The sequence below is a fragment of the Plantibacter sp. RU18 genome (assembly GCF_050613355.1).
Classification (GTDB): domain Bacteria; phylum Actinomycetota; class Actinomycetes; order Actinomycetales; family Microbacteriaceae; genus Plantibacter.
The window spans coordinates 726,571-753,155 of record NZ_CP159618.1 but is presented as its reverse complement, the minus strand read 5'-3'; the positions used below and the strand labels follow the sequence as shown (position 1 = coordinate 753,155).

Genomic DNA, 26,585 nt, shown 5'->3' with positions numbered 1-26,585 from the left:
TGGGTCGTGTTCATCCGCGAAGGAGGGGACCGAGCCAGGCTGTGGTCCGTCGTCGAGAACCGCGGCGAAGTAGATCGCACGGAGCACCTTCGAATATTCGATCTCGTTCAGTCTCCGCGCATGGAAGATCTCCGCGACCGGCTCGTTGTCGGCTGGCGGTCTCCGCGTACCTGGCGCATGAACGCAACCACGGCGGCGAGCTATCCCGTGGTTGAGATCGCAGATGCCGAGCCGATGCCCTTTCCTGGTTTCGATCGGCTCGTGTTGAACTACGACCAGCTGCAGGCTGTGGTTCGCGAGCCTCGGTATGCGCCCTGGCGAACTGCCTTGGCCTCAGTCATTGGCGTCTACCTGATCACTGACACTCGGGATGGCCGTCACTACGTCGGGAAGGCTGACGGAGCGGAGAGCATACGACAGCGCTGGAGCTCCTACGCGTCCAGTGGGCATGGCGGCAACGCGGGCCTGCGTGGGCTCGATCCATCGAGCTTTCGATTCTCGCTCTTGCGAGTGTTCGATCCGTCGACGCCGATGCCGGTCATCGACGCAGCCGAGGGACACTTCAAGGTGGCGCTTGATAGTCGCATACACGGGTTCAACCGCAACTAACCCCCGCCTGCGCCGCGAGATCACCAACACCTCGTCCCGGCTCTACGCTGGCCTAAGAGCTTGTGAGTACGCTACCGAAGTGATCACGGCCGTCAACCACGAATCCCCACTTTTCGAACACCGTCTTTCGCCATTGACTTCCACCATCCGTCTGATCTATCAGCCCACCGACGAAACTGCAACCCGCCGCCTCTGATTCAGCCAGGAAACTGCGCACTAGCGAACGACCGACATCAGCACAGCGTGCATGATCCAAAACGTACACTCTGTTCAAATAGGCATGAGGAGGCCCCGGAATGGAGAAGGCGACAAACTCGCCGCTCTGGGAGAGATCGTCCCTTAGCGAGCCGCTCAAGACACCCACGACTTCGTGGTCAAGGACGGCCACGAGAATCAGATCATTGCGGCGTGGGCGTTCAATGAGTCCGCGTAAGTATCTGGGAACTTCGTCTAGAAGTCCGGTCAGGTCGGCTCGCTGAGCGTCACCTAGATGCTCGACCCGGATGGCACTCACGGCCAGCGCCAGATGTACACCGCCCGCGACATCGACGCCGACGGCAACTCCATCGCCACCCAACGTGACGTCTGCGTCAAACGCTGCGCCCGGTTGAAGGCACCAATCCTCAAGGAGTTCGTCGAACCTGGTAGCTCTGCGCAGTCGATCGCCAAGCGGTCAGTCTTCAGAGAGTTGTTGTCGTACGTGGAGGAGCACCCCGAGGTGCGCTACGTGGTCATCTACATGCGCTCACGTATCTTCCGGAACCAGACCGACGCTGCCATCACGAAGCGCATCCTGTCCAACATGGGTGTCAAGCTCATCTCTGCGAAGGAAGAGTTCGGCGAGGGATACATGGCCGACGCCATGGAGGCCATCACCGACATCATGAACGAGGTCCAGGTCCGCCAGAGCGGGGAGGACATCAGGAACAAGCTGCTGCACAAGGCCAAGAACGGTGGCACCGTTGGCCGAGCGAAGCTCGGATACCTGAACGTGCGACGGGACTTCGAAGGTCAGCTCGTCAACGCCATCGACGTCGACCCCGTTCGCGCTCCGCTCATCAAGCTCGCCTTCGAGCAGTACGCGACGGGCGACTACAGCGTCGTGCAGCTTCTGGAGTTCCTGACAGAACAGGGGCTCACCAGCCGCCGATCGATGAAGCGGCCTGAGCGCCCCATCTCGCGGAGCCAGCTGAGCCTGATCCTGAGGGATCCGTACTACCTGGGAATGGTGACGTTCAAGGGGCAGCTCTACCCGGGCCGACACCACCCGATCGTCGACACGGAGCTCTTTGAACGTGTCCAACGCATCATCGACAACCGAATGCACCCGGCTCAGCGAGATATTACGCACAACCACTTCCTTCGTGGGCTCATGCACTGTGGCCACTGCCACGACGCCGGCAGATCACACCGACTCATCTACACGGAGGCGGTCAAACGGACCGGACCGGTCAACCAGATCTACGAGTACTACTTCTGTCGGGGGCGGCAAGAGAACGACTGTGACCTGCCGTACTTGCCTACCCGCGAGGTGGAGCGAGCGGTCGGCAGGCAGTTTGCGGCGCTGACGCTCTCCCCCGAGACGCTGTCCATCGCGAGGACCGAGGTCCTCACGGCGCTAGAGCAGGTGCTCTCGTCCAAGACGGAACAGCTCAAACGCCTGCGCAAAGAACTGAAACAAGTTGAAGGCCAGGAAGATCGCCTGGTCGATCTTGCGGCTGATGGTTCGCTCGCCACAGGCAAGCTACGTGAGCGGCTGAAGGAGGTTCAGATCCGAAAGAACCGGATCCGCGACCAGCTCTGCTCTACCGACGAGGAACTGCGGACGCGCACCGACACGGTACTGGCCTACCTCGATGTCCTTGAGCGCCCCGAGGCGCTGTACGTAGGCGCCTCGGACTCCATCAAGCGACAACTGCTCACCGCATTCTTCAGGCGAATATGGGTTGACGACGATGGTCACCAAGCAGCGGTTGCCGTCGAGCTCCAACCGCTCCTCGAGGTCGTGCGTGATTCAGCAATCGCCTCGGCGCAACAGAAAAGCACCGGAGAAATCTCCGGTGCTCATCCTGTTGAACAGCTGAACCTTTATCTTCGGGTCATTTGTTCGAGTAACGCTAATTTGGTAGCAGGAGAGAGATTCGAACTCTCGACCTCACGATTATGAGTCGTGCGCTCTCACCAACTGAGCTACCCTGCCACGTCTCTCCGTATGCCGGCGAGAGCAGTGACGGAGAGAACGAGCCCCGAGCGGGACTTGAACCCGCGACCTCTTCCTTACCAAGGAAGTGCTCTACCACTGAGCTATCGGAGCGCGAACCACACCGCTCACGCGGAAATGGCACCAGTAGAGACTAGCATCCCCGAAGGGGTGCTTCGTACACGCGTCCGGATCAGTTCGCGGCGAAGGTGTCGGCAGCGTGCACGATCTTCTCCAGATACGACGCGGCGCCGTTGTAGGAGCCGATCGCGGCGATCCAGTCGGCTTCGAGGCGGAGGTTCCGGTCGCCGTGACAGAGGTAGTTCGCCGCCGCGAGCGCCGCGTCGTCGATCTGCTGCGGGTCGGCCACGCCGTCGCCGTTCCCGTCCGCACCCCAGCGGGACCAGGTCGACGGGATGAACTGCAGCGGGCCGACCGCGCGGTCCCAGCGGGTGTCGCCGTCGAGCGCACCGCGGTCCGTGTCGGTGATGGCATCGAACTCGGTGCCGGTGAGGGCTGGGCCGATGATGGGCGGGGTCGCGCGACCGTGTGCATCGAGTGCGCCGCCGAAGATCGTCCCGTGACCGGATTCGACACTGCCGATCGCCGCGAGGGTGTTCCAGGCGATCCCGCAGTCGGGTTTCGCCTCAGCCGTGGCGAGTGCCGCACCGGCGTAGGCGCGCATAGCCCGTTCGGGGATGCCGAGTCGGGTCGCTGTTGCTGCGGCCCAGGCGCCGTCGACCCGATCGGCGATGCCGGCGGGCGTTGCGGGATCCGCTCGCGCGGCCGGGATGCCGGGGCCCTCGACGGCCGCATGCGGCACCGTCCCGAGGACGGAATCGCGCGCCTGGGCCCGGTCGACGAGTTCCGGGCCCCAGACGATCGCCGCGACGACGACGGCGAGGCCGACGATCGCGATCGCACCCCCGGTGATCAGCCAGCCGATGCGGAGGGTGCGGGTCCGCGGCGTCCGCTCCCGTCGTCGAGGCTCCGGCCGGTGCGTGAGTCGCTTGTTCCGGGGCTTCGGCGCACGACGCCACCCACCGACCGTGCGTCGTGTGGTGGTGGGCTTCCGTGCTTTCCGGTTCGCTGGGCGTCGAGCACCACTCCCGCCCACCGTCTTCCCCACCCCTCAACCGTACCCGTCGGCCGCTGCCAGCGCGGTGCGCTGGACCGAGCGCACCCCACTGGCGCGAGCGCTACCCTCCGGAGGCCCGCGCTCGCGTCAATGGGTCGCGGGGTTGGCCAGTGCGGTGCGCTGGCGGCGGACACGGCGCGCCCGTGGCAGAGCCCCGCGCTCGGTCCAGCGCACCGCGCCGGCGGCGGTAACCCTCAGAGGACGGGTACGACGAAGCGGATCACTCGCTCTTCGCGGCGGCGTTCGCCTTCGTGCTGACCTTCTTCGCGCCGTCGAACTCCGTTGCGAGGACCGCGAGCCCGCCGACGGCGATGAGCGAGCCGGGGCCGAGCAACGGGATCAGCACGACGCCGAGCGCGACCGTTCCACCACCGACGACGCCGACACCCGTGCGGTAGACGCGGTTCGCGGTCGGGTTCCGTCGGATCGTCTCGCGGGTGCTGCGAGCGGCCGAACCTGCTGCGCGTCCCATCGCTCGGCCGACGCGCTTCGCGGTGGTGCGGCCCGTGTTGTCCGATTCCGTGGTCATCCCACCACTCTAGGCAGCCTGACGCCCGAGGTCGCCGGGAATCAGGTGCGAATCACGCCGGCACGGCACGCTGGACCGGACGCGCCGCAGCGACCTGGGCCGCACGGGGATGGCGCGAGCGCGCCCTTCCGGAGGGGTGCGCTCGCGCCACAAACCCGCGCCCGGTCCAGCGCACCGCGCTGCCCAGCGACCCACAACGGCGGGGGTCAGGAATGGCTTAGGGTAGCGACATGGACTCCGCCCTCCCGACCACGTCGGCGACCGCAGCTCAGCAGGCTTCTCCCGCAGGAGTCTCCACCCCCGGATCGGAGTGGTGGCGTTCCGCCGTCATCTATCAGATCTATCCGCGCTCCTTCGCGGACGCCGACGGAGACGGCCTCGGCGACCTCCCCGGAATCACCTCTCGTCTCGGCGCGCTGCAAGAGCTCGGCATCGATGCCATCTGGCTGTCACCGTTCATGACGAGCCCGCAGAAGGATGCCGGCTACGACGTCGCCGACTACTGCGACGTCGACCCGATCTTCGGCACGCTCGCCGACTTCGACGCGATGACGTCCGCCGCGCACGCCGCCGACATCCGGGTCATCGTCGACCTCGTCCCGAACCACTCCTCCACCGCGCATCGCTGGTTCCAGGAAGCGCTCGCGGCAGGCCCCGGCTCGGCTGAGCGCGCCCGGTACATGTTCCGCGACGGGAAGGGCGAGCACGGCGAGGTCGCCCCGAACAACTGGGAGTCCGTCTTCGGAGGCCCGGCTTGGACCCGCATCACCGAAGCCGGCGGCACCCCCGGCCAGTGGTACCTGCACATCTTCGACTCCTCGCAGCCCGACTTCGACTGGACGAACCCATGGGTGCGCGAGCAGTTCCGCGACATCCTGCGCTTCTGGCTCGACCGCGGGGTCGACGGCTTCCGCGTCGACGTCGCGCACGGCATGATCAAGGCCGAGGGCCTTCCCGACTACACCCCGCCCGCCGAAGGCGGCAGCATGGGCGGCGCGGCAGCAGGCGTCTCGCTCGAACCGGGCATCAGCACCGGGCCTGCGTCCTGGCCGGAGACGGCTCCGTACTGGGGCCAGGACGGCGTGCACGAGATCTACCGCGACTGGCACGAGGTCCTCGCCGCGTACGACGGCGACCGCGTGCTGTGTGCGGAGGCCTGGGTCGACCCGCTCGACAAGATGGCTCTCTGGGTGCGCCCCGACGAGATGCAGCAGGCGTTCAACTTCCCCTACTTGGAGACCCCGTGGAAGGCGAGCCATCTGCAGGCCGTCATCGCCGACTCACTCCGAGCCTTCGCGCAGGTGGGCGCGCCGAGCACCTGGGTGCTGTCGAACCACGACGTCGTCCGGCACGCTTCACGTCTCGCACTGACGGCCGACAACCCCCAGGGCTTCGGTGTCGGCCCGAACAGCGAGGGAAAGCCCGACCGTGCGCTCGGCCTGCAGCGTGCCCGTGCGGCGACGACCCTCATGCTGAGCCTCCCCGGCGGCGCGTACCTCTACCAGGGCGAGGAACTCGGACTCCCCGAGGTCATCGAGCTCCCGGACGACGCCCGCCAGGACCCGACCTGGTTCCGCACGAACCACGAACGCTACGGGCGCGACGGCTGCCGCGTGCCCATTCCGTGGGAGGCCGGCCACCCCGCCTACGGCTTCAACACGACCGGTGCCTCCTGGCTGCCGCAGCCCGACGATTGGAACGACTACTCGCGCGACGCCCAGTCCGGCATCCCGGGTTCGACCCTCGAGCTGTACCGGACGCTGCTCCAGCTCCGCCGCGAGCATGGTCTCGGGCTCGGTTCGGTCGCCTGGATCGAGGGCGCGCCAGACGACATCCTCGCCCTGAGCAACGGCTCGGTGACGGTCGTCGCGAACACCGGCGCAACCGATGTCGCGGTGCCTGCAGCGCTCAGCGAGTCGGCCGTCCTCGTCGCGAGCGGCCCGTTCGACGGCACGACCATCCACGCTGACACCACCGTCTGGTTCACGACGCCATAGCGATCAGCGCAATGCCCCGTCCGGCCTGGTGCGGACGGGGCATCGTCGCGCGATAGACCACCCGCTCACCCGTCGGCCAGCGCGGTGCGCCCGACCGAGCGCGCCCGAACCTCCGCGGGCGCGGTGCGACCGCCGGGAGCACGCCGCAACCGCCCCCGCCGCGGGTCATTGGCGCGAGCGCGGGCCTCCGGAGGTAGCGCTCGCGCCAATGGGGCGCGCTCGGACCACCGCACCGCGCTGGCCGCAGGCCGCAGGGGTCAGTGGTGGAGGATGGCTACCGCGTGGGCGCCGAGACGAAGCGAGGTGGACGTGGTGACGACGTCACCGAAGCTGTCCAAGAGGTCCCCGACCCGGAGGGCGAGCGTGATGGGATCCGTCCCGAAGTTCACAGCGACCGACGCCGAACCACGACGGAGCACGAAGGACCCGGTCGCCTCGTCGACCACCGCCGAGGTGTCGCCGAAGGCCGGATCGGTGAACGCCGGCACCGTGCGACGCAGCTCGATGACCCGGCGATACCAGGTGAGCAGTGTCGCATGGCGCCCCTCGGACCGCTCCGACCAGTCGAGGATGGACCGGCGGTACGTCTCAGGATCCTGCGGATCGGGAACGTCGGCCTCGTTCCAGCCCATACGGGCGAACTCGGCGATGCGACCTTTCGCCGTCGCGTCACCGAGCTCTGGCTCAGGGTGCGAGGTGAAGAACTGCCATGGTGTCGACGCCGCCCACTCCTCGCCCATGAACAGCATCGGCGTGAACGGTCCGAGCAGTGTGATGGCCGCAGCGATGGCGAGCTGACCGTCGTCGAGCGTCGCGGAGAGTCGATCACCCGTCGCCCGGTTGCCGATCTGGTCATGGTTCTGATCCGAGACGACGAGCCGCCAGCTCGGTGTGCGCTCGAGATCGATGCGACGACCGTGGTGCCGCTTCCGGAAACTCGACCACGTGCCGTTGTGGAAGAAACCCTCCTCGACGACCTTCGCCAGTGCACCGAGCGACGCGAAGTCCGCGTAGTACCCGGTGACCTCACCGGTCAGCGCGACGTGGAGCGCATGGTGGAAATCGTCGCTCCACTGCGCATCGAGGCCGTATCCGCCAGCCCCGCCGGGCCCGCGAGGCGTGATGAGCTTCGGGTCGTTGAGATCGGATTCGGCGATCAGCGTCAGCTGTCGATCGAGGTCGGCAGCGAGCGCATCGACGTCCGCGTCGAGCTCCTCGAGCAGGTGCACGGCTCGCGTGTCGCGGAGAGCGTGCACGGCATCGAGCCGCAGGCCGTCCACCCCGTACTCGTCGAACCACATGAGCGCACTGTCGATGATGTACCGGCGCACCTCGTCTGAATCGGGTCCGTCGAGGTTGAGACTGCTGCCCCAGGTGTTGCCCGCACCGTCGGCGAGGTACGGACCGAAGCGAGGCAAGACGTTGCCGGATGGCCCGAGGTGGTTGTGGACGACGTCCTGGATGACCGCGAGCCCGCGCTCGTGGCATGCCTGCACGAAGCGGCGGTAGCCGTCCGGCCCTCCGTACGCCTCGTGGACGGCCGACCAGAACACGCCGTCGTAGCCCCAGTTCCAGACACCGTTGAAGGCGTTGACCGGGAGGACCTCGACGGCGTCGATCCCGAGCTCGACGAGCTCGTCGAGCCGCTCGATCGCACCGTCGAACGTCGCGGCCTCGGTGAAGGTGCCGATGTGCAGCTCGTACAGCACCGCACCGATGAGCGACCTGCCTCGCCACCCGGTGCCGTTGCAGGGCTGCGGACTCGACACGACGACCCGGGACGGCCCGTGCACACCCTCCGGCTGGCGGCGCGAGCGCGGGTCTGCGTACGGCCCCTCACCGTCGATCAGGTACTGGTAGTCCGAGTCGACGACCGCCGCCCGCGCAGCAGGACCGTCAAGTGCGATCCACCAGCCGTCGGCGAGATCGCGAACCATCGGGAACCGCTCGCCGTCGAGCACGAGTTCAAGCTGATCGGCAGTGGGCGCCCAGACACGGAAACCGTCCGCCGGGCTCGTCGTCGTCCTCGTCATCGTGCGTCGTCCTCCTGGCTCGCGTCGTCGAGACTCACGCTATCGCCGTCGCGGACGGTCAGCACGGCGACCGGGTACTGAGCGAGGAGTGTGTCGACCCGGACTTCTCCGCCATCGACCTCCCGGCCACTCAGGACGTCGACGTAGTGCCCCTCCGGCAGCGTCACCGTCGTGCTCCTCCATCCGCCCTGCGACGCCAGACGCAGCGACAGCCGTGTCGCGACCGTCAAGGCGCCCCCGCGCGAGAACGCGACGACATGGTCGGCGGCCGGGCCCGCGGCGGTGATCGAGGTGTACTCGGTGAAGCGCTCCGGGTGGTTCCGTCGCAGGCGCAGCAGGCGAGTGGTGACCAGGAGCTTCGCTGCACCGTCGGCTGCCACCGTCGGCAACCATCCCTCGTCGATGCGTGCCAGCACGGCCCGACGCTCGGCGTAGTGGACGGGTCGCCGGTTGTCGGGGTCGACGAGGGATCGGTCCCACAGCTCGCTGCCCTGGTAGACGTCCGGAACGCCGGGCATGGTGAGCTGGAGCGCCTTCGCGACGAGGCTGTTCGACCACCCCGCGGCTTCGACGTCGGTGACCGCGTCCACCAGCGCGGCATTCGCCCGGCGGCTGTCGTAGAGCCCGTCGACGGCAGCGTGGAGCGCAGCTTCGAACGTGTCGTCCGGCGCGGTCCAGGTGGTCGAGTCACCGGCTTCGCGAGCGGCCTTCTCGACATAGGCGTGCAGACGCTCGCGCTCGATGGGCCACGCTCCGACAGCGGCCTGCCACACGAGCTGCTCCAGGGCGCGGTCGGGGAAACCGTTCGTCGTGTGCAGTGCGACGGCGTGCTCGGACCAGCGGTCGGCGACTTCGCTCAGGGCGTCGATCCGCGCGCGGACGTCTTCGCTGCGCTTCGTGTCGTGCGTGCTCAGCGTGGTCATCGACGACGGCCACTCCGTCTGACGACGTGCCTGACGGTGGTGGAACTCCGCGACACTGATGTCGGTCTCCGCCGGGTCGCCGCCGACCTCGGTCAGCGATGTGAGGGCCGTGTACCGGTAGAAGGCCGTGTCTTCGACGCCTTTCGCCATGACCATGCCCGACGTCTGCTGGAATCGGATCGCGAGCGGGTCGGTGGCGTCGCGCAGGCGCGGGGCCAGGATGGCGAACGTCTCCTCGAGCTCCGGACGGCGGGTCTCCGCGACCTCGAGCGCAACGTCGAGGTACTCGTCGCCGAGCGGGAGGTACGAGCGGTAGACGGGGAACGCCGTGAGGACCTCGGCGAGCGCATCGACGGCGTCGTCGACCTCCGGTGCGAGGCGGGCGAGCCGCCGCACCTCTGAACCCAGGATGCCGTCGGCGATGCCGCGCTTCGTCGTGTGCACCAGTTCGTCCCAGGCGTCGCGTGTCAGCTCGACGTCTGCAAGCCGCGCGAGCGTCGGCAGGCCGTCGGGGTCGATGAGCACCCGGTCCACATCGCCGAGCGCGTCGTATCCGGTCGTGCCGAGAGTCTTCCATTCGGCAGGCAGGTCTTCGGCACCCTCGAGGATCTTCTCGACCCAGACGGGCGCTCCCCCGATGCGTCCGGCGAGGTGGTCGAGGTAGGCGCCGGGATCGAGCAGGCCGTCCGGGTGGTCGACACGCAGGCCGTCTGCAAGACCGTCGTCGAACCAGCGCCCGATCTCGATGTGCGAGCCGTCGAACACCGCCGGGTCCTCCACCCGGATGGCTGCGAGCGTGTTCACGGCGAAGAAGCGTCGATAGTTCAGCTCGGCGTCGGCACGGCGCCAGTTCACGAGCTCGTAGTGCTGCCGGTCGTGGACCTCGCGCGCCGACGCACCGTCGCCGTCGGTGCCGGGCGCGATCGGAAGGCGATGGTCGAAGTACCGCAGCTCGCCGCCCTCGAGGCGCAGCTCGTCGAGCGCACCCCGGTCGTCCTCGTCGTCGCCGAGGATCGGCAGCCTGATGCGACCGTCTCCGGACTCCCAGTCGACGTCGAAGGCCTTGGCGTGCTCGGCCTCCTGGCCGTGTTGCAGCAGGTCCCACCACCACGCGTTCTCCGCAGGCGTCGCGACGCCCATGTGGTTCGGCACGGTGTCGATGAGGACACCGAGACCGGCGGCGTGCGCGGCCTCTGCCAACGCCGCGAGCCCGTCGGCACCGCCGCGCTCCGGATCGATCGAGCGGTGGTCGACCACGTCGTAGCCGTGGGTCGAGCCTGGTTCGGCGCGCAGGATCGGTGAGAGGTACAGCCAGTCCGCGCCGAGGTCTCGGACGTAGTCGACGATCGCGGCGGCGTCCTGCAGGCGGAAGTCGGCGGTGAGCTGGATCCGGTAGGTCGACGCCGGTACGGCGCTCACACCGCGCCCGTCGCGGGGGCTCACGACCGGACCGCCGACCGCAGCAGGGTGAAGGACGTACCCTGCACGATGACCGTCTCCGATCCCTCGGCGAGCGACTGTTCGGGGTCGCTCGACTCGACGAGCGTCCACGGCTGTCCTGGCACCGTCGGGACGGCGAACTCGACGCCGTTCTCCGCGGCGTTCAGCAGCAGGGCGAAGGACGCGGAACCCGCGTGCCGGAACACGAAGGCGATCGACCGCGCGTCCGGATTGGCCCAGTCCTCGTCGGAGAAGGGTGCGCCGTCCGAGCGGGTGATGTACACGCGGTCGTCGGACGTCGACTCCGGCCCCTGTCGGAACCAATCGGGGCGGAGCGCGGGCTCAGCGTGTCGGAGGGCGATCATCCGCTTCGTGAACGCGAGCAGCTCCTCGTCGGCGGCTTCCCAGTCGAACCAGGAGACCTCGTTGTCCTGGCAGTAGGCGTTGTTGTTGCCGCCCTGGGTACGCGCGATCTCGTCGCCGCCGAGGAGCATCGGGACGCCCGCGGACAGCAGCACGGTCGCGAGGAAGTTGCGACGCTGGCGGTCCCGCCGGGCGTTCACCGCCGGATCGTCCGTCGGCCCCTCGGCACCGTTGTTGCTGGAGCGGTTGTCGCTCTCGCCATCCTTGCCGTCCTCGCCATTGGCCGCATTGTGCTTCCGCGAATAGGACGTGAGGTCGGCGAGGGTGAAGCCGTCGTGCGCCGTGACGAAGTTGACGCTCGACAGCGGCGAGCGCCTGGACGCCTCGTAGACGTCGGGGCTGCCGAGCACCCGCTGGGAGAGCGTCCCGAGCACGCTGTCCGCGCCGTTCCAGAAGTCGCGGACGTCGTCGCGGAACTTCCCGTTCCACTCCGACCAGCTCGCGGGGAAACCGCCCACCTGGTAGCCGGCGGTGTCCCACGGCTCGGCGATCATCTTGATCGGCGCGAGCACCGGGTCCTGCTCGATGAGCGACAGGAACGCGCTGTGGATCTCCGCGGCACCGTCCTGGCGGGTGAGCGTCGTCGCGAGGTCGAATCGGAAGCCGTCGATGTGCATCTCGGTGACCCAGTACCGCAACGAGTCCATGATGAGGCCGAGCGCGGCCGGGTGGCCGACGTTCACGCTGTTGCCGGTGCCGGTGGTGTCGAAGTAGTGCTCGCGATCGTCTTCGACGAGTCGGTAGTAGGCGGCGTTGTCGATGCCCTTGAACGACAGCGTCGGGCCCATGTGGTTGCCCTCGGCCGTGTGGTTGTAGACGACGTCGAGGATGACCTCGAGGCCGGCGGCGTGCAGTGCCTTGACCATGGCCTTGAACTCGTCGACCTGGGCGCCACCGTCGCCCGCGGCCGCGTAGTCGCCGTGCGGGGCGAAGAATCCGATGGAGTTGTAGCCCCAGTAGTTGCGGAGGCCCTGCTCTTCCAGGTGGCTGTCCTGCACGAACTGGTGCACGGGGAGCAACTCGACGGCCGTGATCCCCAGCTCGGTGAGGTAGCGGATGGCGGCCGGGTGGGCGAGGCCCGCATACGTGCCACGGATCTCTTCCGGCACCTCCGTCAGCTGCTTCGTGAACCCCTTCACATGCATCTCGTAGACGATCGTCTCGGCGAGCGGGATACGCGGTGCGACATCCCCGCCGTCTGCGTCCCAGTCGAACGAGGTGGGGTCGGTGACGACCCCCAGCGCGACATGGCCGGCGGAATCGGTGTCGTCGATGTCCTCCGGCGAGTCGAGGCGGTGCCCGAACTGAGCCTGGCCTCGGTCGTAGGTCCCGGTGATCGCGGTTGCATGCGGGTCGAGCAGCACCTTGGCGGGGTTGTGACGCAGACCGTTCGCGGGGTCCCATGGGCCGTCGACACGGATGCCGTATCGCGCTCCGGGGACGAGGCCGCTGACGAGCCCGTGGAACACATGCCCCGTCCGCTGCACGAGTCTCGTCTGCTGCTCGCCGCCGTCCTCGGGGAAGACGCACACCGTGATGGAATCGGCCGTCTCCGAGTAGATGGCGATGTTCGCGCCGTCCTCACGCAGGGTGACGCCGAGCGGGTAGGGGGTCGAGAGCGTCATGGCGCCCTTTCACTCATGGGTTCCGGTACTTGGAGAGCACGGTACACCGGTGGGGAGACGTTCCGCGGCACGGGAGACGACAGGGGCTACTGCAGGTTCTGGGTCAGAAGGCGAGGATGCCGACGGCGAGGCCGATCGCGAGGCCCGCTGCAGCGGTGGCCGCAGCGAGGAGCAGTGCGATGCGCGGATCGACACCACGGTCGCTGACGGCCCCGAGGCGGGCGCGCACACGGCGGACCCGACGGGTCCGGGAATCCGCCCAGATCTCGCGCAGGCTCGAGGCGACCTCGTGCGCGGTCGGGCGTTCCTCGAGACGACGGGACGTCATCGACCGCAGCAGCGGGTGCCAGGCAGCCGGCAGTTCGGGCGGGATCACGGGGTCTCGGTGGAGACGGGCGACGGCGGCCTCGACGATGCCTCCGTCGAACTCACGACGTCCGGTGATGGCCTCGAGGAGCACGAGCCCCAGGGAGTAGATGTCGGTCTCCGTGCCGACCGTCTCGCCCAGGGCCTGCTCGGGCGAGAGGTACGAGGCCGTGCCGGAGATCGCCTCGGTGTTCGTGAGGCGCGAGCCGCCGACGAAGTGCGCGATACCGAAGTCGGAGAGCTTCACGAGGTTCGCATGTCCGAAGGCGGCGATATCGCTGAACAGCATGTTGTCTGGCTTGATGTCGCGGTGCACGATCGAGCGCGCGTGGATGAACGACAGCGCGTCGGCGACCTGCGCGCCCAGGGCGGCGGCGTCGCGCGGCAGCATCGGGCCGTCCTGCAGCTTGTCCGTGAGGGTGGCACCCGGGATGTACTCCATCACGAGGAAGCGGTGCTCGACGCCGTTGTGCACGACGGAGCCGGAATCGTAGAGCTCGACGAGACCCGGGTGGCGCAGCTCGCCGAGGAGACGGATCTCGCGCTCCTGACGCAGGCGGTCGTTCGCGGTCGCCGCCTCATCGCGGAAGAGCTTCACGGCCACGGGGCGGGACAGGAGCTCGTCGCGAGCGTGGTAGACGTTGGCCGAGCCGCCGGATCCCAGCTGCTCGCCGATGCTGTACCGGCCGTTGGAGAGACTCACACCACTCACGATGGTCTCGGAGTGGTCCGTGAACATCGCGGCTGGATCGGTCGTCAGACCGGCGTGTGCCGGCGGCCGGTGGATGGACTCGCTCACGGCCGCCCCTTTCGCGGTGCAGTCGGTGTTGGCCGCGCCACCGCGAGTCGGCAGGCTGTTCCAAGATCAACGCTACAAGGCGTTCGTCGTTCAGACGCATTGAGGCCGGAGTGTTGTGATCCGATAGCACACCTGATAGGCCGCTGCGAGAGCGAAGCGGTCCCTTGCGAGCGTCTCAGCGACGCGAGCAGCATGGGGAGCGGGCCGAGACCGGCCCAGTCACTATCCGCGAGGAGTCTTCATGTCCACCGTCGCTCACACCGTCGTCGCAACCCTGCAGGCCAGTGGGGTGAAGCGGGTCTACGGCTTGCCGGGCGACTCGCTCAACGGTTTCACGGACGCGCTGCGGACGGACGGACGGATCGACTGGGTGCACGTGCGGCATGAGGAGGCCGCGGCGTTCGCCGCCGCCGCGGAGGCGGAGCTGACGGGAGAGCTCGCGGTCGTCGCCGCGAGCTGCGGTCCCGGCAACCTGCACCTCATCAACGGACTCTTCGACGCGAACCGATCCCGCGTGCCCGTCCTCGCGATCGCCGCGCACATCCCGAGCGCTGAGATCGGGACCACGTACTTCCAGGAGACCCACCCGCAGGAGCTGTTCCGCGAGTGCAGCGTGTACGTCGAACTCGTCTCGGTGCCGGAGCAGTTGCCGCGGGTGCTCGAGATCGCGATGCGCACTGCTGTGGAGCGCCGCGGGGTCGCGGTCGTCGTCGTTCCCGGCGACGTCATGCTGCAGCAAGCGGTGACCGAACACGTCTCCGCGATCCGAGCCACCCAGCCGCGGGTGCTGCCGTCCGAGCATGAACTGGACGAAGCCGCCCGCATCCTCAACGGCGCGAAGCGCATCACCATCCTCGCCGGTGCCGGAACCGCGGGAGCCCACGCACAGCTCATCGACACCGCGGACGCTCTCGCCGCACCCATCGTGCATGCGCTCCGGGGGAAGGAGCACGTCGAGTACGACAACCCGTTCGACGTCGGCATGACGGGCCTCCTCGGATACTCGAGCGGCTATCGCGCGATGCTGTCCTGCGACGTGCTCCTCATGCTCGGCACCGACTTCCCGTACCAGCAGTTCTATCCGGACGGTGCGACGGTCATCCAGGTGGACATCCGCGGTGAGCAGATCGGGCGCAGGCACCCGATCGACCTCCCGCTCGTCGGGACGGTGCGCGACACCCTCGACGCCCTCCTGCCGAAGCTCGAACGCAAGACGCACCGCAAGCACCTCGATGACTCGGTGAAGCACTACCGCAGCTCGCGCAAGGGTCTCGACGACCTGGCGACCGCTGATCACGACGGACAAGCGATCCACCCGCAGTATCTCGCGAAGGTCGTCGACGAACTCGCCTCCGACGATGCCGTCTTCATCCCGGACGTCGGCTCTCCGGTCGTCTGGGCGTCGCGCTACCTCACGATGAACGGCAAGCGCCGACTCATCGGTTCGTTCAGCCACGGCAGCATGGCGAACGCCGTCTCGCACGGGCTCGGCGCCCAAGCCTCCCACCCGGGTCGCCAGGTGGTCGCGCTCGCAGGCGACGGCGGACTCACGATGATGCTCGGTGAACTCATCTCGCTCACGCAGAACGCGCTGCCGGTGAAGATCATCGTGATCAACAACTCCTCCCTGAACTTCGTCGAGCTGGAGATGAAGGCGGCGGGCATCGTCAATTACGGGACCGACCTCGAGAATCCAGACTTCGCCCGTATGGCGGAGGGCATGGGCATCCATGGTGAGCGCGTCGAACGCGCAAGTGAACTGCAGAGCGCCATACGTCGAGCATTCGAGCACGATGGGCCGGCGCTCGTCGACGTCGTGACCGCGAGGCAGGAGCTGTCGATCCCGCCGGCCATCACCGCAGAGCAGGTGAAGGGCTTCACGCTCTACGCTCTGCGCACCGTGATGTCCGGCCGCGGTGACGAGCTCGTCGACCTCGCGAACACGAACGTGTTGCGCCGCATCCTGCCTGGCCACTGAGCCGGATCACCCCGGGCCGGTCGTGCCACCCGGCCTGGGGTGACGATTCTCCCGTGGCTTCCAGAGACGGCCGGGTAGACTCGTCTACCGTGTCCAGACTTCTCGTTACCGGCGGCGCCGGATTCATCGGCTCGAACTTCGTCCACTACGTCCTGAACAACACCGAACACTCGGTGACCGTCCTCGACAAGCTGACCTACGCGGGCAACCGTGCCTCGCTCGACGGCCTCCCCGCCGATCGCTTCGAGCTGGTCGTCGGCGACATCCAGGACGCGGCGCTCGTCGACGAGCTGTTCGCTCGTCATGACGCCGTCGTGCACTACGCGGCGGAGTCGCACAACGACAACTCCCTGCACGACCCCCGTCCGTTCCTCGACACCAACATCATCGGCACGTACACGCTGCTCGAGGCGGCACGCAAGCACGGCACCCGCTTCCATCACATCTCGACGGACGAGGTCTACGGCGACCTCGAACTCGACGACCCGGAGCGCTTCACCGAGAACACCCCCTACAACCCCTCGAGCCCGTACTCCTCGACGAAGGCCGGCAGCGACCTCCTCGTCCGTGCGTGGGTCCGTTCCTTCGGCGTCAAGGCGACCATCTCGAACTGCTCGAACAACTACGGCCCGTACCAGCACGTCGAGAAGTTCATCCCTCGCCAGATCACCAACGTCCTCGGTGACGAACGTCCGAAGCTCTACGGCACCGGCGAGAACGTCCGCGACTGGATCCACGCGAACGACCACTCCTCCGCCGTCCTGACCATCCTCGACAAGGGTGTCATCGGCGAGACGTACCTCATCGGAGCCGACGGCGAGAAGAACAACAAGGACGTCGTCGAGCTCATCCTCACCCAGCTCGGCCAGGCCGCAGACGCGTACGACCACGTGAACGATCGCCCCGGCCACGACCTCCGCTACGCGATCGACTCCTCGAAGCTGCGCACCGATCTCGGATGGACGCCCGCCTTCAGCGACTTCGAGGCCGGCCTCGCCGACACGATCGCCTGGTACCGCGACAACGAGTCCTGGTGGAAGCCGCAGAAGGCCGCTACCGAGGCGAAGTACCAGGAGCAGGGGCAGTAACCCTCGACTCCGCCGCAGGGCCCGTCCAGCATCCGCTGGGCGGGCCTTTCGTTCGTCGCCCTGTTCACAAACTCCTGCTCCCAGTCGGCTCACACCGTGACGGTCAGGCGCCACCGAGCCAGGGCGCGTTCGACCGGACAAGATGCAGGAGTTGCGCCCCGCCACACCACCGGACCGGCCCGCGGCGGCGAATCGGCGTCCGGTGTCCACAACTCCTGCGGCGACTGACCGGAGAGCGGTTCGACGCGGTTGGACGCTGTTCGACTCCGTGCAGACACCCTGGGGAGCAGGAGTTACGAACGGAGCGCAGCGCGGTCAGCGTCCAACGCGGTCAGCGGCGTATCAGTTGACGTTCGCGTAGAGCCACTCGAGGGGGTCGACCCATGTCACGCCGTCGAGGCGGATCTCGAAGTGGAGGTGTGGGCCGGTGGACATGCCCGTGCTGCCGGTGAGGCCGATGATGGTCCCGACCTTGATGACCTGGCCCTCGACCACCTTCGTGGAGCCGTGCTGCATGTGTGCATAGACGCTCGACACGAGCTGGCCGTTGATCGTGTGGTCGACGATGATGTTGACGCCGAGGGAACCTTCGCCGTCTTCGACGTGACGGACGACGCCGTCGGCGATGACCTGGATGGGCGCGCCGTCGCCGGGGTTGAAGTCCTGACCGTGGTGGTCGCTCGAGCAGCCGGCGCAGTCGCGGGCACCGAAGCGGTCGCCGATGGTGACGCCGACGGCGAACGGCCACTGGATGGTGCCGTTCGGGTCGTTGGTGAACGTGTTGGCGGGGCGGATGCCCATCGCGGCGGCGGCTTCCTCGATGGTGCTCGTGGTGTAGTCGTCGCGGGTGAAGGTGAGCTCTGCCGATCCTTCGCTGTCGAGTGACTGCGACGCCTGGTTGCTGAGGCCGTTGCCGTCGCCCAGCTCGGCCTGCGATGCTGCTGCGACGGATGAGGCGACGTCTTCAGCGGTGAGCAGCGCATTCGCCGGCACCGAGGTCGCCACGGCCATGAGGGCGACGAAGCCCATCGCGGCACCGGCGAAGATCTTCGTGGTGATACGGCGCTTGCGAGCGGTGCGCGTGGGCCGTGCGGGACCGGAGGCGGCAGCCGTGGACGCGCGCGGCTTGGTGGCGGGCCTGACCGGAGCGGAGCGGCGGACGCGCGGTGCCTCGACGACGGGGACGTCGGTGTCGACCGGCACGGAAGCAGTGGACGGCGTGGCCACGGGCGCGACGGCCGGGTCAGCGATGAGTGGCTCGGACTCGACGGGGGCCGTCTCTTCGACGGCCTCGACGGCGACCGCGTCGATTGCGTCGGCGATGATCTGGTCGACGGGGTCGATGACCGATGCCGTCGCGGCGGGGGCCTCGGCGGCCACCGATGCGACAGGAGCTTCGAGGAGGGGCTTCGTGCCCAGGGCGTTCGGCGCCAGGGCGTCCTGAACCTGCGACGTCCAGCTCGTGAGGACCGGCTGCACGATGGATTCGGCCGCGGCTTGACGCTCACGCTCGCGCAGCTCACGGCGACTGAGCGGCGGCGTCTGCGCGGGAGCGGACTCGCGTTCGGGCGTCGTGTTCAGCGGGTCCTGAGGGTCGGGAAGCACAGGGGTGTCCTCAGGGCTGGCATGGCGTGACAAGGGGGCGAAAGCCTTTCAATGGTGCAGACAGGTTGGGCCGAACTCACTCTTGCGTGGGGGAACGCAAAAGTAACGAATGCATAAATGCTAGCAACGGGAGGCTGAAAAAGCCATGGCAGCACTCGGTTTCTGCGAGAAAATCCCTGGTCAGAGGCCATATGAGAGTTCTCTTATCTTCGAGTCGCCCGCGGAGCGTTTCGAGGAGCGCTCACCGCCAGGTGCCGGACATCAACCGATCGGCGTCGCGAAACCCTGCTCGACGAGGAGCCGTTCGAGTACCGCGAGGACGGGCGCATCGGCGGCCATGATGAGCTGCGTCGTCGCGGAAGCGCCGCCGAACCCGGCCACCGTCGCACCTGCCTCCGCAGCGACGAGCGCTCCGGCGGCCTGGTCCCAGGGCTTCAGTCCGCTCTCGTAGTAGGCGTCGAGCCGACCGCTCGCGACACTGCAGAGGTCGAGCGCGGCGGATCCGATGCGACGGACGTCGCGGAACGTCCCGAGCAGCGCGCCGAGCACCGCCGCCTGCTCCATCCGACGTGATGCGGTGTAGGAGAATCCCGTTCCGAGCAGGGCGACGTTCGGGGCGACGCCCCGGTTGACCTCGAGCGCACGGCCGTTCAGGTGCGCACCGCCGCCGAGCGACGCCGTGTACATCTCGCCGAGCACCGGGTTCACCACCGCACCGGCCAGCGTGGTCCACGTCGCGGGGTCCGGTTCGCCCTCGACGACGCCGATGCTGACCGCGTAGGCGGGGATGTCGTAGAGGTAGTTGACCGTCCCGTCGATCGGGTCGACCACCCAGGTGAGCCCGGAGGTACCGACGGCACCACCCTCCGTGCCGGTCTCCTCACCGAGGAAGCCGTCGTTCGGTCGCGCCGCCAGCAGGCGCTCGCGGATGAACTGCTCGGACTCGCGATCTGCTCGCGTCACGACGTCCTCGGCGGACGACTTGCTCGCGGCGACTTCGACCCCTTCGCGGCGGCGTCGCAGGATCAGCTCACCGGCGTCCGCGGCGATGTCGGTGGCGATCTGGAGGAGTTCTGCTGGTCCGGTCACTCCACCACCCTACGGGGCAGCGCGGCGGAGCCGCTTGCCAGCAACCACAACGAAAAAGTGCCTCACCCGCAGGGGTGGCCCACACATCGCGCGGCGGAGCCGCTTGCCAGCAACCACAACGAAAAAGTGCCTCACCCGCAGGGGTGGCCCACACATCGCGCGGCGGAGCCGCTTGCCAGCAAGCACAACGAAAAAGTGCCTCACCCGCGGGGGTGAGGCACTTTTCTCGTGTGGCGAGTGAGGGATTCGAACCCCCGAAGGCTGAGCCGTCTGATTTACAGTCAGATCCCTTTGGCCGCTAGGGTAACTCGCCAAGCGCGCCCGACCGACTTTCGAACAGCCAACCGAAAGCGCTTGATAAATATAGCTGCCAGAAGCCCGGACGCGAAATCAGGCCGGGAGTGCGGGTGTGCGCAGGAGCGCACCCTCGCTGCGACAGGTGGCGGCGGCGATGATCATGGCGTCCTCGAGCAGCACACCCCAGGCGGCTGCGTCCGCGGGAAGGCCGTCTTCGCGCACGGACGCGACGCTCGATGCGAGGGTGGCGTCGCCGCCGCCCATCGTGTCGACGACGGGACCGGGCAGATCGGCGATCGGACGGGCCACCTCGATCGATGCCGTCCGGACGAACGCGCCATCACGACCCGCGGTGCCGAGGACGGCGCTCGCGCCGGACGCGATGAGGCGCTCGACGAAGGCGGCGAGCGCCTCACCGGCGAGGAGGTCCGCGTCGTCGTCGCCGACCTTCACGATGAGCGACGATGCGGCGAGCCGTCTGAAGCCGTCGAGGAAGCGCTCTGCGGAGTGCAGCATGCCGGCGCGTGGGTTCGGGTCGATCACGAGTCGGGAGGGGGCGTCGGCGACGGCCGCCTCGAGTGCCGCGGTCTGCGCGACGTCGTCGAAGGGGAAGCAGCTGACGACGACGAGTGACGCCGCGTCGATGGCGGCGTGCTCGGCGTCACCGAAATCGACGGCTCGGTTCCAGGCAGCCTCGTTGAACTCGTACCGGGGTTCGCCGTCGGTCCGGTCGGAGATGGCTCGCGACGATCCGTTCGGCCCGACCGTCGCGACGAGCTCGACACCGTGCTGGTCGAGGAACGCGCGGATCCGCGCGCCGTCGACATCGTCGCCGATCATGGCGATGAGTGTGGTGGGCACGCCGAGCACGCTCAGTCCCACTGCGACGTTCAGCGCGGCGCCGCCGACGAAGTCGCGGGATCCCGTCTCGTCGCGGAACTCATCGATGAGCGCGTCGCCGATCACGACCACTCGGGTGTTGTCTGCCACCATGACGACCTCTCCTGGCGCGACCGGGCGGCCGCGACGCCTGGATCAGCGTACCGACCGGAGCCGGTTGGGACACCTCTGCGCTTCAGTCCTCGTCTGACGGAACCGCATCGGCGTACTCGTTCGCGGCCGTCGCGACCCTCCGGAGGTACTCGGGTGAGGAGTTGTAGGCCCGGATCCCGGTCAGCCACCCTTCCTCGGTCTGCATGTCGTAGTCGCTGGCACGGCACAGGTAGTTCGCCGCAGCCATCGCAGCGTCGTCGAGGTTCTGCGGGTCGAGGACGCCGTCGCCGCTCGCGTCGGTGCCCCAGTTCGCCCAGGACTCCGGGATGAACTGGAACGGTCCGACAGCGCGATCGTGCACCGCGTCGCCGTCGAGCACCCCGTCGTCGGTGTCGGTGATCTCCTCGGTGTCCCCGCCGCTCAGCGGCACGCCGAAGATGGGCGGTGTCACGACACCGTCCTCGCCGAGCTTCGAGCCGTCGTGGCGCCCGTGGTCGCTCTCCGCGAAGCCGACGGCGGCGAGGGTCGTCCAACCGATCCCGCACTCCGGGGTGAGCTCCGCCTTCCGGATGGCCGCTCCCGCATACGACCGCAGCGCGCGTTCGGGTATCCCGCTCGACGCCGAGACGGTCGTGATCCAATCGGGGTCGGCGAGATCGACGTTCGCGACGCCGCCGTCCGGGGCATCGCTCGTCGGCGGCAGCTCGACGGGCACGGCGTACGGGACGGGATCAGGTTCGGGAGCGCAGCCTGCGAGCAACACGGCACCGAGCAACAGCGTCGCCCCGCCGAACCCTCGTCGGCGGAGGGTGGTCGGTTGGAGGTTCTTCCCCGGAGTGCGCATCCCGACCATCCAACCACACCCGCCTGACCGGGTGCCGGTAACATGGGCGTCATGGCTGATTCATCGTTCGACGTCGTGAGCAAAGTGGACAAGATGGAGGCGGACAACGCCCTCAACCAGGCGCACAAGGAGGTCGAGCAGCGCTACGACTTCAAGAACGTGGGCGCATCGATCGCGTGGAGCGGCGAGAAGATCCTCATGAAGGCGAACACCGAGGAGCGCGTGAAGGCCATCCTCGACGTCTTCGAGTCGAAGCTCATCAAGCGCGGCATCTCCCTGAAGAGCCTCGAGGTGGGCGACCCCTTCCCGAGCGGCAAGGAGTACCGCATCGAGGCGACCCTCAAGGAGGGCATCAGCCAGGAGATCGCGAAGAAGGCCAACAAGCTCATCCGCGACGAGGGCCCGAAGTCCGTCAAGTCGCAGATCCAGGGCGACGAGCTGCGCGTCTCCTCGAAGAGCCGCGACGACCTGCAGGCCACCATGGCGCTGCTCAAGGGCGCCGACCTCGACATCGACCTGCAGTTCGTCAACTACCGCTGAGCACAGTCGTCCGCCCGAACGCCCGCTGGATCTCCCCGGCATCGCGTCATGAACGCGGCGAGCAGCACTCTCTCCAACGGAGCGTGTTTCCGAACACGCTCCCGTCCGGTACCCGACCGGATGATCTCCGCCCGCACCCCGGGCCGACCGTTGGAGCACCAGTGGACCACCAGGAACCAGCGAACGGTTCGCACCTTGAACTGTTCACGACCTCTCGCGCCGGGCAGGAGGTCGGCGTCCCGTGCTGGTGCGCACTCGCACGGAACCACAGCTACGAGGAATGGCAGGACTCCGGTCGCCCCGATCCGCGTCCGCCCCTCGCATCCCATCTGCGTCGCCGTCCGACGCCCGGGCAGTAGTCGGCCGGATCAGCTCAGGCGCGGTGTCGTCAGATAGCCCCGGCCCCACGCGACGATCTGCTCGAACGCGCGCTGCCTGACCGCCTCCTCCGAGAGGAACACGTCGTGCAGGGCGCCATCCAGGCGCACGATCGTGACGGTGTCGCCCAGGTCGAGCGCGCGCTCGGCCACGGCGTCGACGTCGAGCGCAGTGTCGCTGTGCATCATGCTCTCGTTCCAACGTGGCAGGAGCACACTGCGAGCGGAGAGCAGCGTCAGCACCGGCAGACGCAACGACAGTCCTGCATCGACCTGCCGGTGGCCGGTGAGGATGGCGTTCAACCACCCGGGGTGCAGCGGGAAGCCGTGCACGGGTCGCCAGGCGAAGTCGTACTCCCAGGCACCGCCCATCGTGCTGGAGACGGAACGCGTGTAGAACCCGAGATCGACGACCGGGAGCTGTGCTCGTGGATCGATCCTCGAGCCGGCCTGGATGAGCGGGGCGATCGCGAGACGACCGAGCTGCCTCGCCTGGAACTCGAGCCACGGGCTGTTGAGGACGAGCCCCGCTACCCGATCCTGATGGCGTGACGCCCACAGGCTGAGCGTGAGTCCGCCGGTCGAGTGCCCGAGGAGCACGAGCCGCCGCCGCGACGCCCGGCCGTTCGCATGATCGTCGGCGCCGTGACCGATGACGGCGAGGGCCGCTTCGATGTCCTCGTCGTAGCCGCGCAGGTCGTCGATGTACCCGGGCGTCTGGTGGGCACGGAGACTCCGACCGTACTTCCGGAGGTCGAGCGCGTAGAACCGGGCGCCGAGCTTCCCCCAGAAGCGCGCGAGATGCCGTTGGAAGAAGTAGTCGGACCAGCCGTGCACGTACAGGACGTCGATGCCGTCGGCGACGTCGGGCACGAGGAACTCACCCAGCTGCTCCATCGGCGGCATCCGATACCGGACGAGGGTGGCGACCACCTCGCCCTCGTCGTCGGGTTCGAGCTGCAGTGTGCGCTGCTGGAAGCCGTCGCCGAGGATGTCGGCGACCCACCCCCGGGAATCGGCCATGACCCAACGCTACCGCGCTGAGAGTGCACAGGACGGTCCGGCTCCCGGCCGGACCGTCCTGTGCACTCTCCTGCTGCGGTCTACTGCTGGTACGGGTTGTGCTGCTGTGGAGCCTGCTGGCCCTGGTGGTACTGCTGCTCCTGCGGCTGCGGCGACGGGGCAGGCTGCGACTGCGCAGGCTGCTGCGGGTCCGCGAGCCCCTCCGGTGCGACGAAGCGCGTCGTCAGCAGTGCTCCGATGGCCAGGAACCCGGCGAGAGTCACTCCGTAGAGGATCGGCGACAGGAAGCCCTGGTTCACGAAGAACGCCACCGAACCGTACTGCTCGACGACGCCGCGCACGATGGTGACGAGCAGGACGATCACGAGCATCACACCGGTACCCACGGCCGCGGCGAGACCGATCGCCCGCAGGAGGTCGCGTGCCGTGCGCACGCGGGTCAGCGGGCGGACGGAGATGAGGATGAGCGCCGCTCCCGCGCCCCAGAGGGCGATGTTGAGGAGGTTCGCGCCGAAGCTCAGCAACACGTCACCGACCGTGTAATAGTCGGAGAGGCTGAAGAAGGAGCCGATGAGGCTCACGAAGGCGACCACTGCTGCGATGCCTGCCGCGATGCCGACGGAGACGAGCGCCAGGCGCGTCTCGCGAGCGCGCGGATTCGGCGCCTTCTGTGGGGCGGGCGCATACTGCTGCGGCTGCTGGCCGTACTGACCCTGCGGCTGCTGCCCGTACTGCGGCTGGCTGTACTGCCCCGTCTGCTGGCTGTACTGCCCCGCCTCCTGGCCGTACTGCCCGGTCGGCTGACCGAACTGCCCCGTCTGCTGGCTGTACTGGCCGGTCTGCTGCGGCTGCTGGCCGTACTGCTGCGGCTGACCGTACTGGGCAGGCTGCTCGCCGTAGGGCTGCTGCCCGTACTGCTGCGCCTGCGGCTGCTGGCCGGTCTGGTTCCACTGCTGTGGCTGCTGGGCGGCGTCGGGGTGGAGCTCACCGTAGCGGGGCTGCGGCGGCTGCTGGGCGTCTGCCACCACCGGCGGCTGCGACGGCGGTACGGGCGTCGGCTGCTCCGACGGGACGTTCTGAGGCGCGTTTGGGTCGGTCATCCGTCCAGCATAGTGACGCGTCCACCTCGAACAGGGGGTCGGAACCTCAGATGCCGCAGAGCCGGTACGAGACCCTGCGGCATCCGAGCCGACGACTCAGGCGGACGGCGCGTCTGTGGCGGGGTCCGTCGCCCGCGAGATCGACACCATCTCCTCGCGCGGGACGACCTTGATGCGCGCGCGACCGTGCGGTTCGCCCAGCGCGATCTCGTGCTGATCGAGATGATGCCATCCAGCGAGATCGGTGTACTCGACACCGCGAGCCTCCAGCAGGGCGACGACCGACTCCTCGCTCGGATCAGCAGGCGCCCACCAGTCCGCCTGGTCGTTGATGACGTGGCTGATCGTCTCCATCGCGTCGGACTTCGTGTGGCCGATGAGGCCGACCGGGCCACGCTTGATCCATCCCGTGGCGTACACGCCTGGCACGCGTTCGTTGCTGCGCTTGTGGAGCACCTTGCCCTCATGGTTCGGGATGACGCCGTGCTTCTTGTCGAACGGGACACCGTCCAGCGGGCTGCCGAAGTATCCGACGGCGCGGTAGATCGCCTGGATCGGGAGCTCACGGATCTCGCCCGTCCCCTCGACGCCTCCCTCTCCGTCGGGACGCGTGCGCTCGTACCGGAACGCGGACACCCGGCCGTCGCCGCCGTCGACGACCTCGAGCGGCTTCGCGTAGAAGTGGAGGTGCAGCCGGCGGGAGGCCTGACCGACCTCGCGCGTACGCCACTGCTGCAGCACACGGTCGATGACCATGACCTGCTTGTTGCTCGCGACCGCCGCCTTCGACGCCTCGTCGTAGTCGAAGTCCTCGTCGTGGAGGATCATGTCGACGTCGTTCAGCTCACCGAGTTCGCGGAGCTCCAGCGGGGTGAACTTGACCTGCGCCGGCCCTCGGCGACCGAACACGTGGACGTCGGTGACGGGCGACTGCACAAGCCCCTCATGGACGTTCGCCGGGATCTCCGTCGGGAGGAGGTCCTCCGGGTGCTTGGCGAGCATGCGCGCGACATCCAGGGCGACGTTGCCGTTGCCGATGACGGCGATCGACTCGGCCTCGAGCGGCCAGGTGCGCGGGACGTCGGGGTGGCCGTCGAACCAGCTCACGAAGTCTGCCGCCCCGTAGGAGCCGTCGAGCTCGATCCCCGGGATGGCCAGCGGGGCGTCCTGGACGGCGCCGGTCGAGAAGATGACCGCGTTGTAGTGCTGCTTGAGGTCGTCGAGGGTGATGTCGGTGCCGAACCGGACGTTGCCGAAGATGCGGATGTCGCCGCGGTCGAGCACGTCGCGGAGTGCGTTGATGATGCCCTTGATGCGCGGATGGTCGGGGGCGACGCCGTAGCGGACGAGGCCGTAGGGCGCGGGAAGCTGCTCGAAGAGGTCGATCGAGACGTCGAACTTCCGTTCCGCTTTGAGGAGGATGTCTGCCGCGTAGATGCCGGCCGGTCCTGCTCCGACGATGGCCAGCCTGAGCTTGGTCACGGTGGTTCCTTTCGTGTCCCCGCGAGGGGTTCCGGGTGTAGGTGGAGGAGCACTCCGACCGTGCTGCGTTCGCCGGGCCCGCGCTTT

At 68.0% G+C, this 26,585-nt stretch carries 20 protein-coding genes, 3 tRNA genes and 1 pseudogene; 6 read left to right on the top strand and 18 right to left on the bottom strand.

Annotation, left to right across the window (positions count from 1 at the left end; translation table 11 throughout):
• Positions 1 to 120 precede the first annotated feature (120 nt).
• Positions 121 to 609, top strand: a complete 489-nt coding sequence (locus ABMA10_RS03560; RefSeq protein ID WP_347866893.1) for a GIY-YIG nuclease family protein — start codon at positions 121 to 123, stop codon at positions 607 to 609.
• A 52-nt stretch (positions 610 to 661) separates the two neighbouring features.
• Here the strand turns inward: ABMA10_RS03560 and ABMA10_RS03555 are convergent, their stop codons facing one another.
• Positions 662 to 1,123: a GNAT family N-acetyltransferase gene (locus tag ABMA10_RS03555; protein WP_414693601.1), complete on the bottom strand. Its 462-nt coding sequence runs from the start codon at positions 1,121 to 1,123 to the stop codon at positions 662 to 664.
• Between ABMA10_RS03555 and ABMA10_RS03550 the strand changes: the two are divergent.
• A pseudogene (locus tag ABMA10_RS03550) lies at positions 1,100 to 2,146 on the top strand (recombinase family protein); the annotation flags it as partial. The gene ABMA10_RS03555 and the pseudogene ABMA10_RS03550 sit on opposite strands and share 24 nt — an antisense overlap.
• Before the next feature lie 207 nt (positions 2,147 to 2,353).
• Here the strand turns inward: ABMA10_RS03550 and ABMA10_RS03545 are convergent.
• The 5 genes from ABMA10_RS03545 to ABMA10_RS03525 form a co-directional block, all read right to left on the bottom strand.
• Positions 2,354 to 2,599 carry a hypothetical protein gene (locus tag ABMA10_RS03545; RefSeq protein ID WP_347866891.1) on the bottom strand — a complete coding sequence of 82 codons (246 nt, stop codon included), beginning with the start codon at positions 2,597 to 2,599 and terminating at the stop codon, positions 2,354 to 2,356.
• Between the two features lie 133 nt (positions 2,600 to 2,732).
• Positions 2,733 to 2,809 (bottom strand) — tRNA-Met (locus ABMA10_RS03540).
• A gap of 42 nt (positions 2,810 to 2,851) precedes the next feature.
• Positions 2,852 to 2,923, bottom strand: a tRNA-Thr gene (locus ABMA10_RS03535).
• 79 nt (positions 2,924 to 3,002) lie between these two features.
• Complete coding sequence (locus ABMA10_RS03530; protein WP_347866890.1) at positions 3,003 to 3,938, bottom strand: lytic transglycosylase domain-containing protein; 936 nt, start codon at positions 3,936 to 3,938, stop codon at positions 3,003 to 3,005.
• Positions 3,939 to 4,167: 229 nt separating this feature from the next.
• On the bottom strand, positions 4,168 to 4,476 hold the full coding sequence (locus ABMA10_RS03525) for a PGPGW domain-containing protein (protein ID WP_431031177.1): 309 nt from the start codon (positions 4,474 to 4,476) through the stop codon (positions 4,168 to 4,170).
• Between the two features lie 230 nt (positions 4,477 to 4,706).
• Between ABMA10_RS03525 and ABMA10_RS03520 the strand changes: the two genes are divergently transcribed.
• On the top strand, positions 4,707 to 6,473 hold the full coding sequence (locus ABMA10_RS03520; RefSeq protein ID WP_347866888.1) for a glycoside hydrolase family 13 protein: 1,767 nt from the start codon (positions 4,707 to 4,709) through the stop codon (positions 6,471 to 6,473).
• Between the two features lie 257 nt (positions 6,474 to 6,730).
• On the opposite strand, the gene treZ is transcribed toward ABMA10_RS03520, so the two are convergent.
• From treZ to ABMA10_RS03500, 4 genes are all read right to left on the bottom strand, one after another.
• The gene (treZ, locus tag ABMA10_RS03515; RefSeq protein WP_347866887.1) at positions 6,731 to 8,506 is read right to left on the bottom strand and encodes a malto-oligosyltrehalose trehalohydrolase; all 1,776 of its coding nucleotides are present in this window, start codon (positions 8,504 to 8,506) and stop codon (positions 6,731 to 6,733) included.
• Positions 8,503 to 10,872: a malto-oligosyltrehalose synthase gene (gene treY, locus ABMA10_RS03510; RefSeq protein WP_431031176.1), complete on the bottom strand. Its 2,370-nt coding sequence runs from the start codon at positions 10,870 to 10,872 to the stop codon at positions 8,503 to 8,505. Before treY ends, treZ begins: the two co-directional genes overlap by 4 nt.
• Entirely contained in the window at positions 10,869 to 12,917 is a 2,049-nt protein-coding gene (gene glgX / locus ABMA10_RS03505; protein ID WP_347866885.1) for a glycogen debranching protein GlgX, read from the bottom strand. The genes treY and glgX overlap by 4 nt, the downstream gene beginning before the upstream one ends.
• Before the next feature lie 103 nt (positions 12,918 to 13,020).
• Positions 13,021 to 14,082 (bottom strand): serine/threonine-protein kinase, encoded by a 1,062-nt coding sequence (locus ABMA10_RS03500; protein WP_347866884.1) that lies wholly within the window; start codon positions 14,080 to 14,082, stop codon positions 13,021 to 13,023.
• A gap of 241 nt (positions 14,083 to 14,323) precedes the next feature.
• Between ABMA10_RS03500 and poxB the strand changes: the two genes are divergently transcribed.
• Entirely contained in the window at positions 14,324 to 16,060 is a 1,737-nt protein-coding gene (poxB, locus tag ABMA10_RS03495; RefSeq protein ID WP_347866883.1) for a ubiquinone-dependent pyruvate dehydrogenase, read from the top strand.
• Positions 16,061 to 16,149: 89 nt separating this feature from the next.
• Entirely contained in the window at positions 16,150 to 17,148 is a 999-nt protein-coding gene (gene rfbB / locus ABMA10_RS03490) for a dTDP-glucose 4,6-dehydratase (RefSeq protein WP_347866882.1), read from the top strand.
• 342 nt (positions 17,149 to 17,490) lie between these two features.
• Here the strand turns inward: rfbB and ABMA10_RS03485 are convergent, their stop codons facing one another.
• From ABMA10_RS03485 to ABMA10_RS03465, 5 genes are all read right to left on the bottom strand, one after another.
• Positions 17,491 to 18,753 (bottom strand): M23 family metallopeptidase, encoded by a 1,263-nt coding sequence (locus ABMA10_RS03485; protein WP_347866881.1) that lies wholly within the window; start codon positions 18,751 to 18,753, stop codon positions 17,491 to 17,493.
• A 261-nt stretch (positions 18,754 to 19,014) separates the two neighbouring features.
• Positions 19,015 to 19,842 carry an inositol monophosphatase family protein gene (locus ABMA10_RS03480; protein WP_347866880.1) on the bottom strand — a complete coding sequence of 276 codons (828 nt, stop codon included), beginning with the start codon at positions 19,840 to 19,842 and terminating at the stop codon, positions 19,015 to 19,017.
• A gap of 231 nt (positions 19,843 to 20,073) precedes the next feature.
• Positions 20,074 to 20,155: transfer RNA gene (locus ABMA10_RS03475), tRNA-Tyr, on the bottom strand.
• Between the two features lie 77 nt (positions 20,156 to 20,232).
• Positions 20,233 to 21,132: a carbohydrate kinase family protein gene (locus tag ABMA10_RS03470; RefSeq protein WP_347866879.1), complete on the bottom strand. Its 900-nt coding sequence runs from the start codon at positions 21,130 to 21,132 to the stop codon at positions 20,233 to 20,235.
• Positions 21,133 to 21,214: 82 nt separating this feature from the next.
• Positions 21,215 to 21,976, bottom strand: a complete 762-nt coding sequence (locus tag ABMA10_RS03465; RefSeq protein ID WP_347866878.1) for a lytic transglycosylase domain-containing protein — start codon at positions 21,974 to 21,976, stop codon at positions 21,215 to 21,217.
• Positions 21,977 to 22,027: 51 nt separating this feature from the next.
• On the opposite strand from ABMA10_RS03465, the gene ABMA10_RS03460 reads away from it, so the two are divergent.
• Positions 22,028 to 22,516, top strand: coding sequence for a YajQ family cyclic di-GMP-binding protein (locus tag ABMA10_RS03460; protein WP_347866877.1), 489 nt, complete (start codon positions 22,028 to 22,030; stop codon positions 22,514 to 22,516).
• Between the two features lie 368 nt (positions 22,517 to 22,884).
• Here the strand turns inward: ABMA10_RS03460 and ABMA10_RS03455 are convergent, their stop codons facing one another.
• The 3 genes from ABMA10_RS03455 to ABMA10_RS03445 form a co-directional block, all read right to left on the bottom strand.
• A complete protein-coding gene (locus tag ABMA10_RS03455) occupies positions 22,885 to 23,916 on the bottom strand; it encodes an alpha/beta hydrolase (RefSeq protein ID WP_347866876.1) in 1,032 nt (343 codons plus the stop codon).
• Positions 23,917 to 23,996: 80 nt separating this feature from the next.
• Entirely contained in the window at positions 23,997 to 25,016 is a 1,020-nt protein-coding gene (locus ABMA10_RS03450) for a hypothetical protein (protein WP_347866875.1), read from the bottom strand.
• A gap of 96 nt (positions 25,017 to 25,112) precedes the next feature.
• Positions 25,113 to 26,498, bottom strand: a complete 1,386-nt coding sequence (locus tag ABMA10_RS03445) for an FAD-dependent oxidoreductase (RefSeq protein ID WP_431031175.1) — start codon at positions 26,496 to 26,498, stop codon at positions 25,113 to 25,115.
• Positions 26,499 to 26,585: the final 87 nt, after the last annotated feature.

Bases quoted from the DNA above. Each gene is read 5' to 3' on its own strand.
- treZ (WP_347866887.1), bottom strand. From the start codon at position 8,506: ATGACGAGGACGACGACGAGCCCGGCGGACGGTTTCCGTGTCTGGGCG.
- ABMA10_RS03465 (WP_347866878.1), bottom strand. From the start codon at position 21,976: ATGCGCACTCCGGGGAAGAACCTCCAACCGACCACCCTCCGCCGACGA.
- glgX (WP_347866885.1), bottom strand. From the start codon at position 12,917: ATGACGCTCTCGACCCCCTACCCGCTCGGCGTCACCCTGCGTGAGGAC.
- ABMA10_RS03455 (WP_347866876.1), bottom strand. From the start codon at position 23,916: ATGGCCGATTCCCGGGGGTGGGTCGCCGACATCCTCGGCGACGGCTTC.
- poxB (WP_347866883.1), top strand. From the start codon at position 14,324: ATGTCCACCGTCGCTCACACCGTCGTCGCAACCCTGCAGGCCAGTGGG.
- ABMA10_RS03560 (WP_347866893.1), top strand. From the start codon at position 121: ATGGAAGATCTCCGCGACCGGCTCGTTGTCGGCTGGCGGTCTCCGCGT.
- ABMA10_RS03460 (WP_347866877.1), top strand. From the start codon at position 22,028: ATGGCTGATTCATCGTTCGACGTCGTGAGCAAAGTGGACAAGATGGAG.
- ABMA10_RS03525 (WP_431031177.1), bottom strand. From the start codon at position 4,476: ATGACCACGGAATCGGACAACACGGGCCGCACCACCGCGAAGCGCGTC.
- ABMA10_RS03520 (WP_347866888.1), top strand. From the start codon at position 4,707: ATGGACTCCGCCCTCCCGACCACGTCGGCGACCGCAGCTCAGCAGGCT.
- ABMA10_RS03470 (WP_347866879.1), bottom strand. From the start codon at position 21,132: ATGGTGGCAGACAACACCCGAGTGGTCGTGATCGGCGACGCGCTCATC.
- ABMA10_RS03450 (WP_347866875.1), bottom strand. From the start codon at position 25,016: ATGACCGACCCAAACGCGCCTCAGAACGTCCCGTCGGAGCAGCCGACG.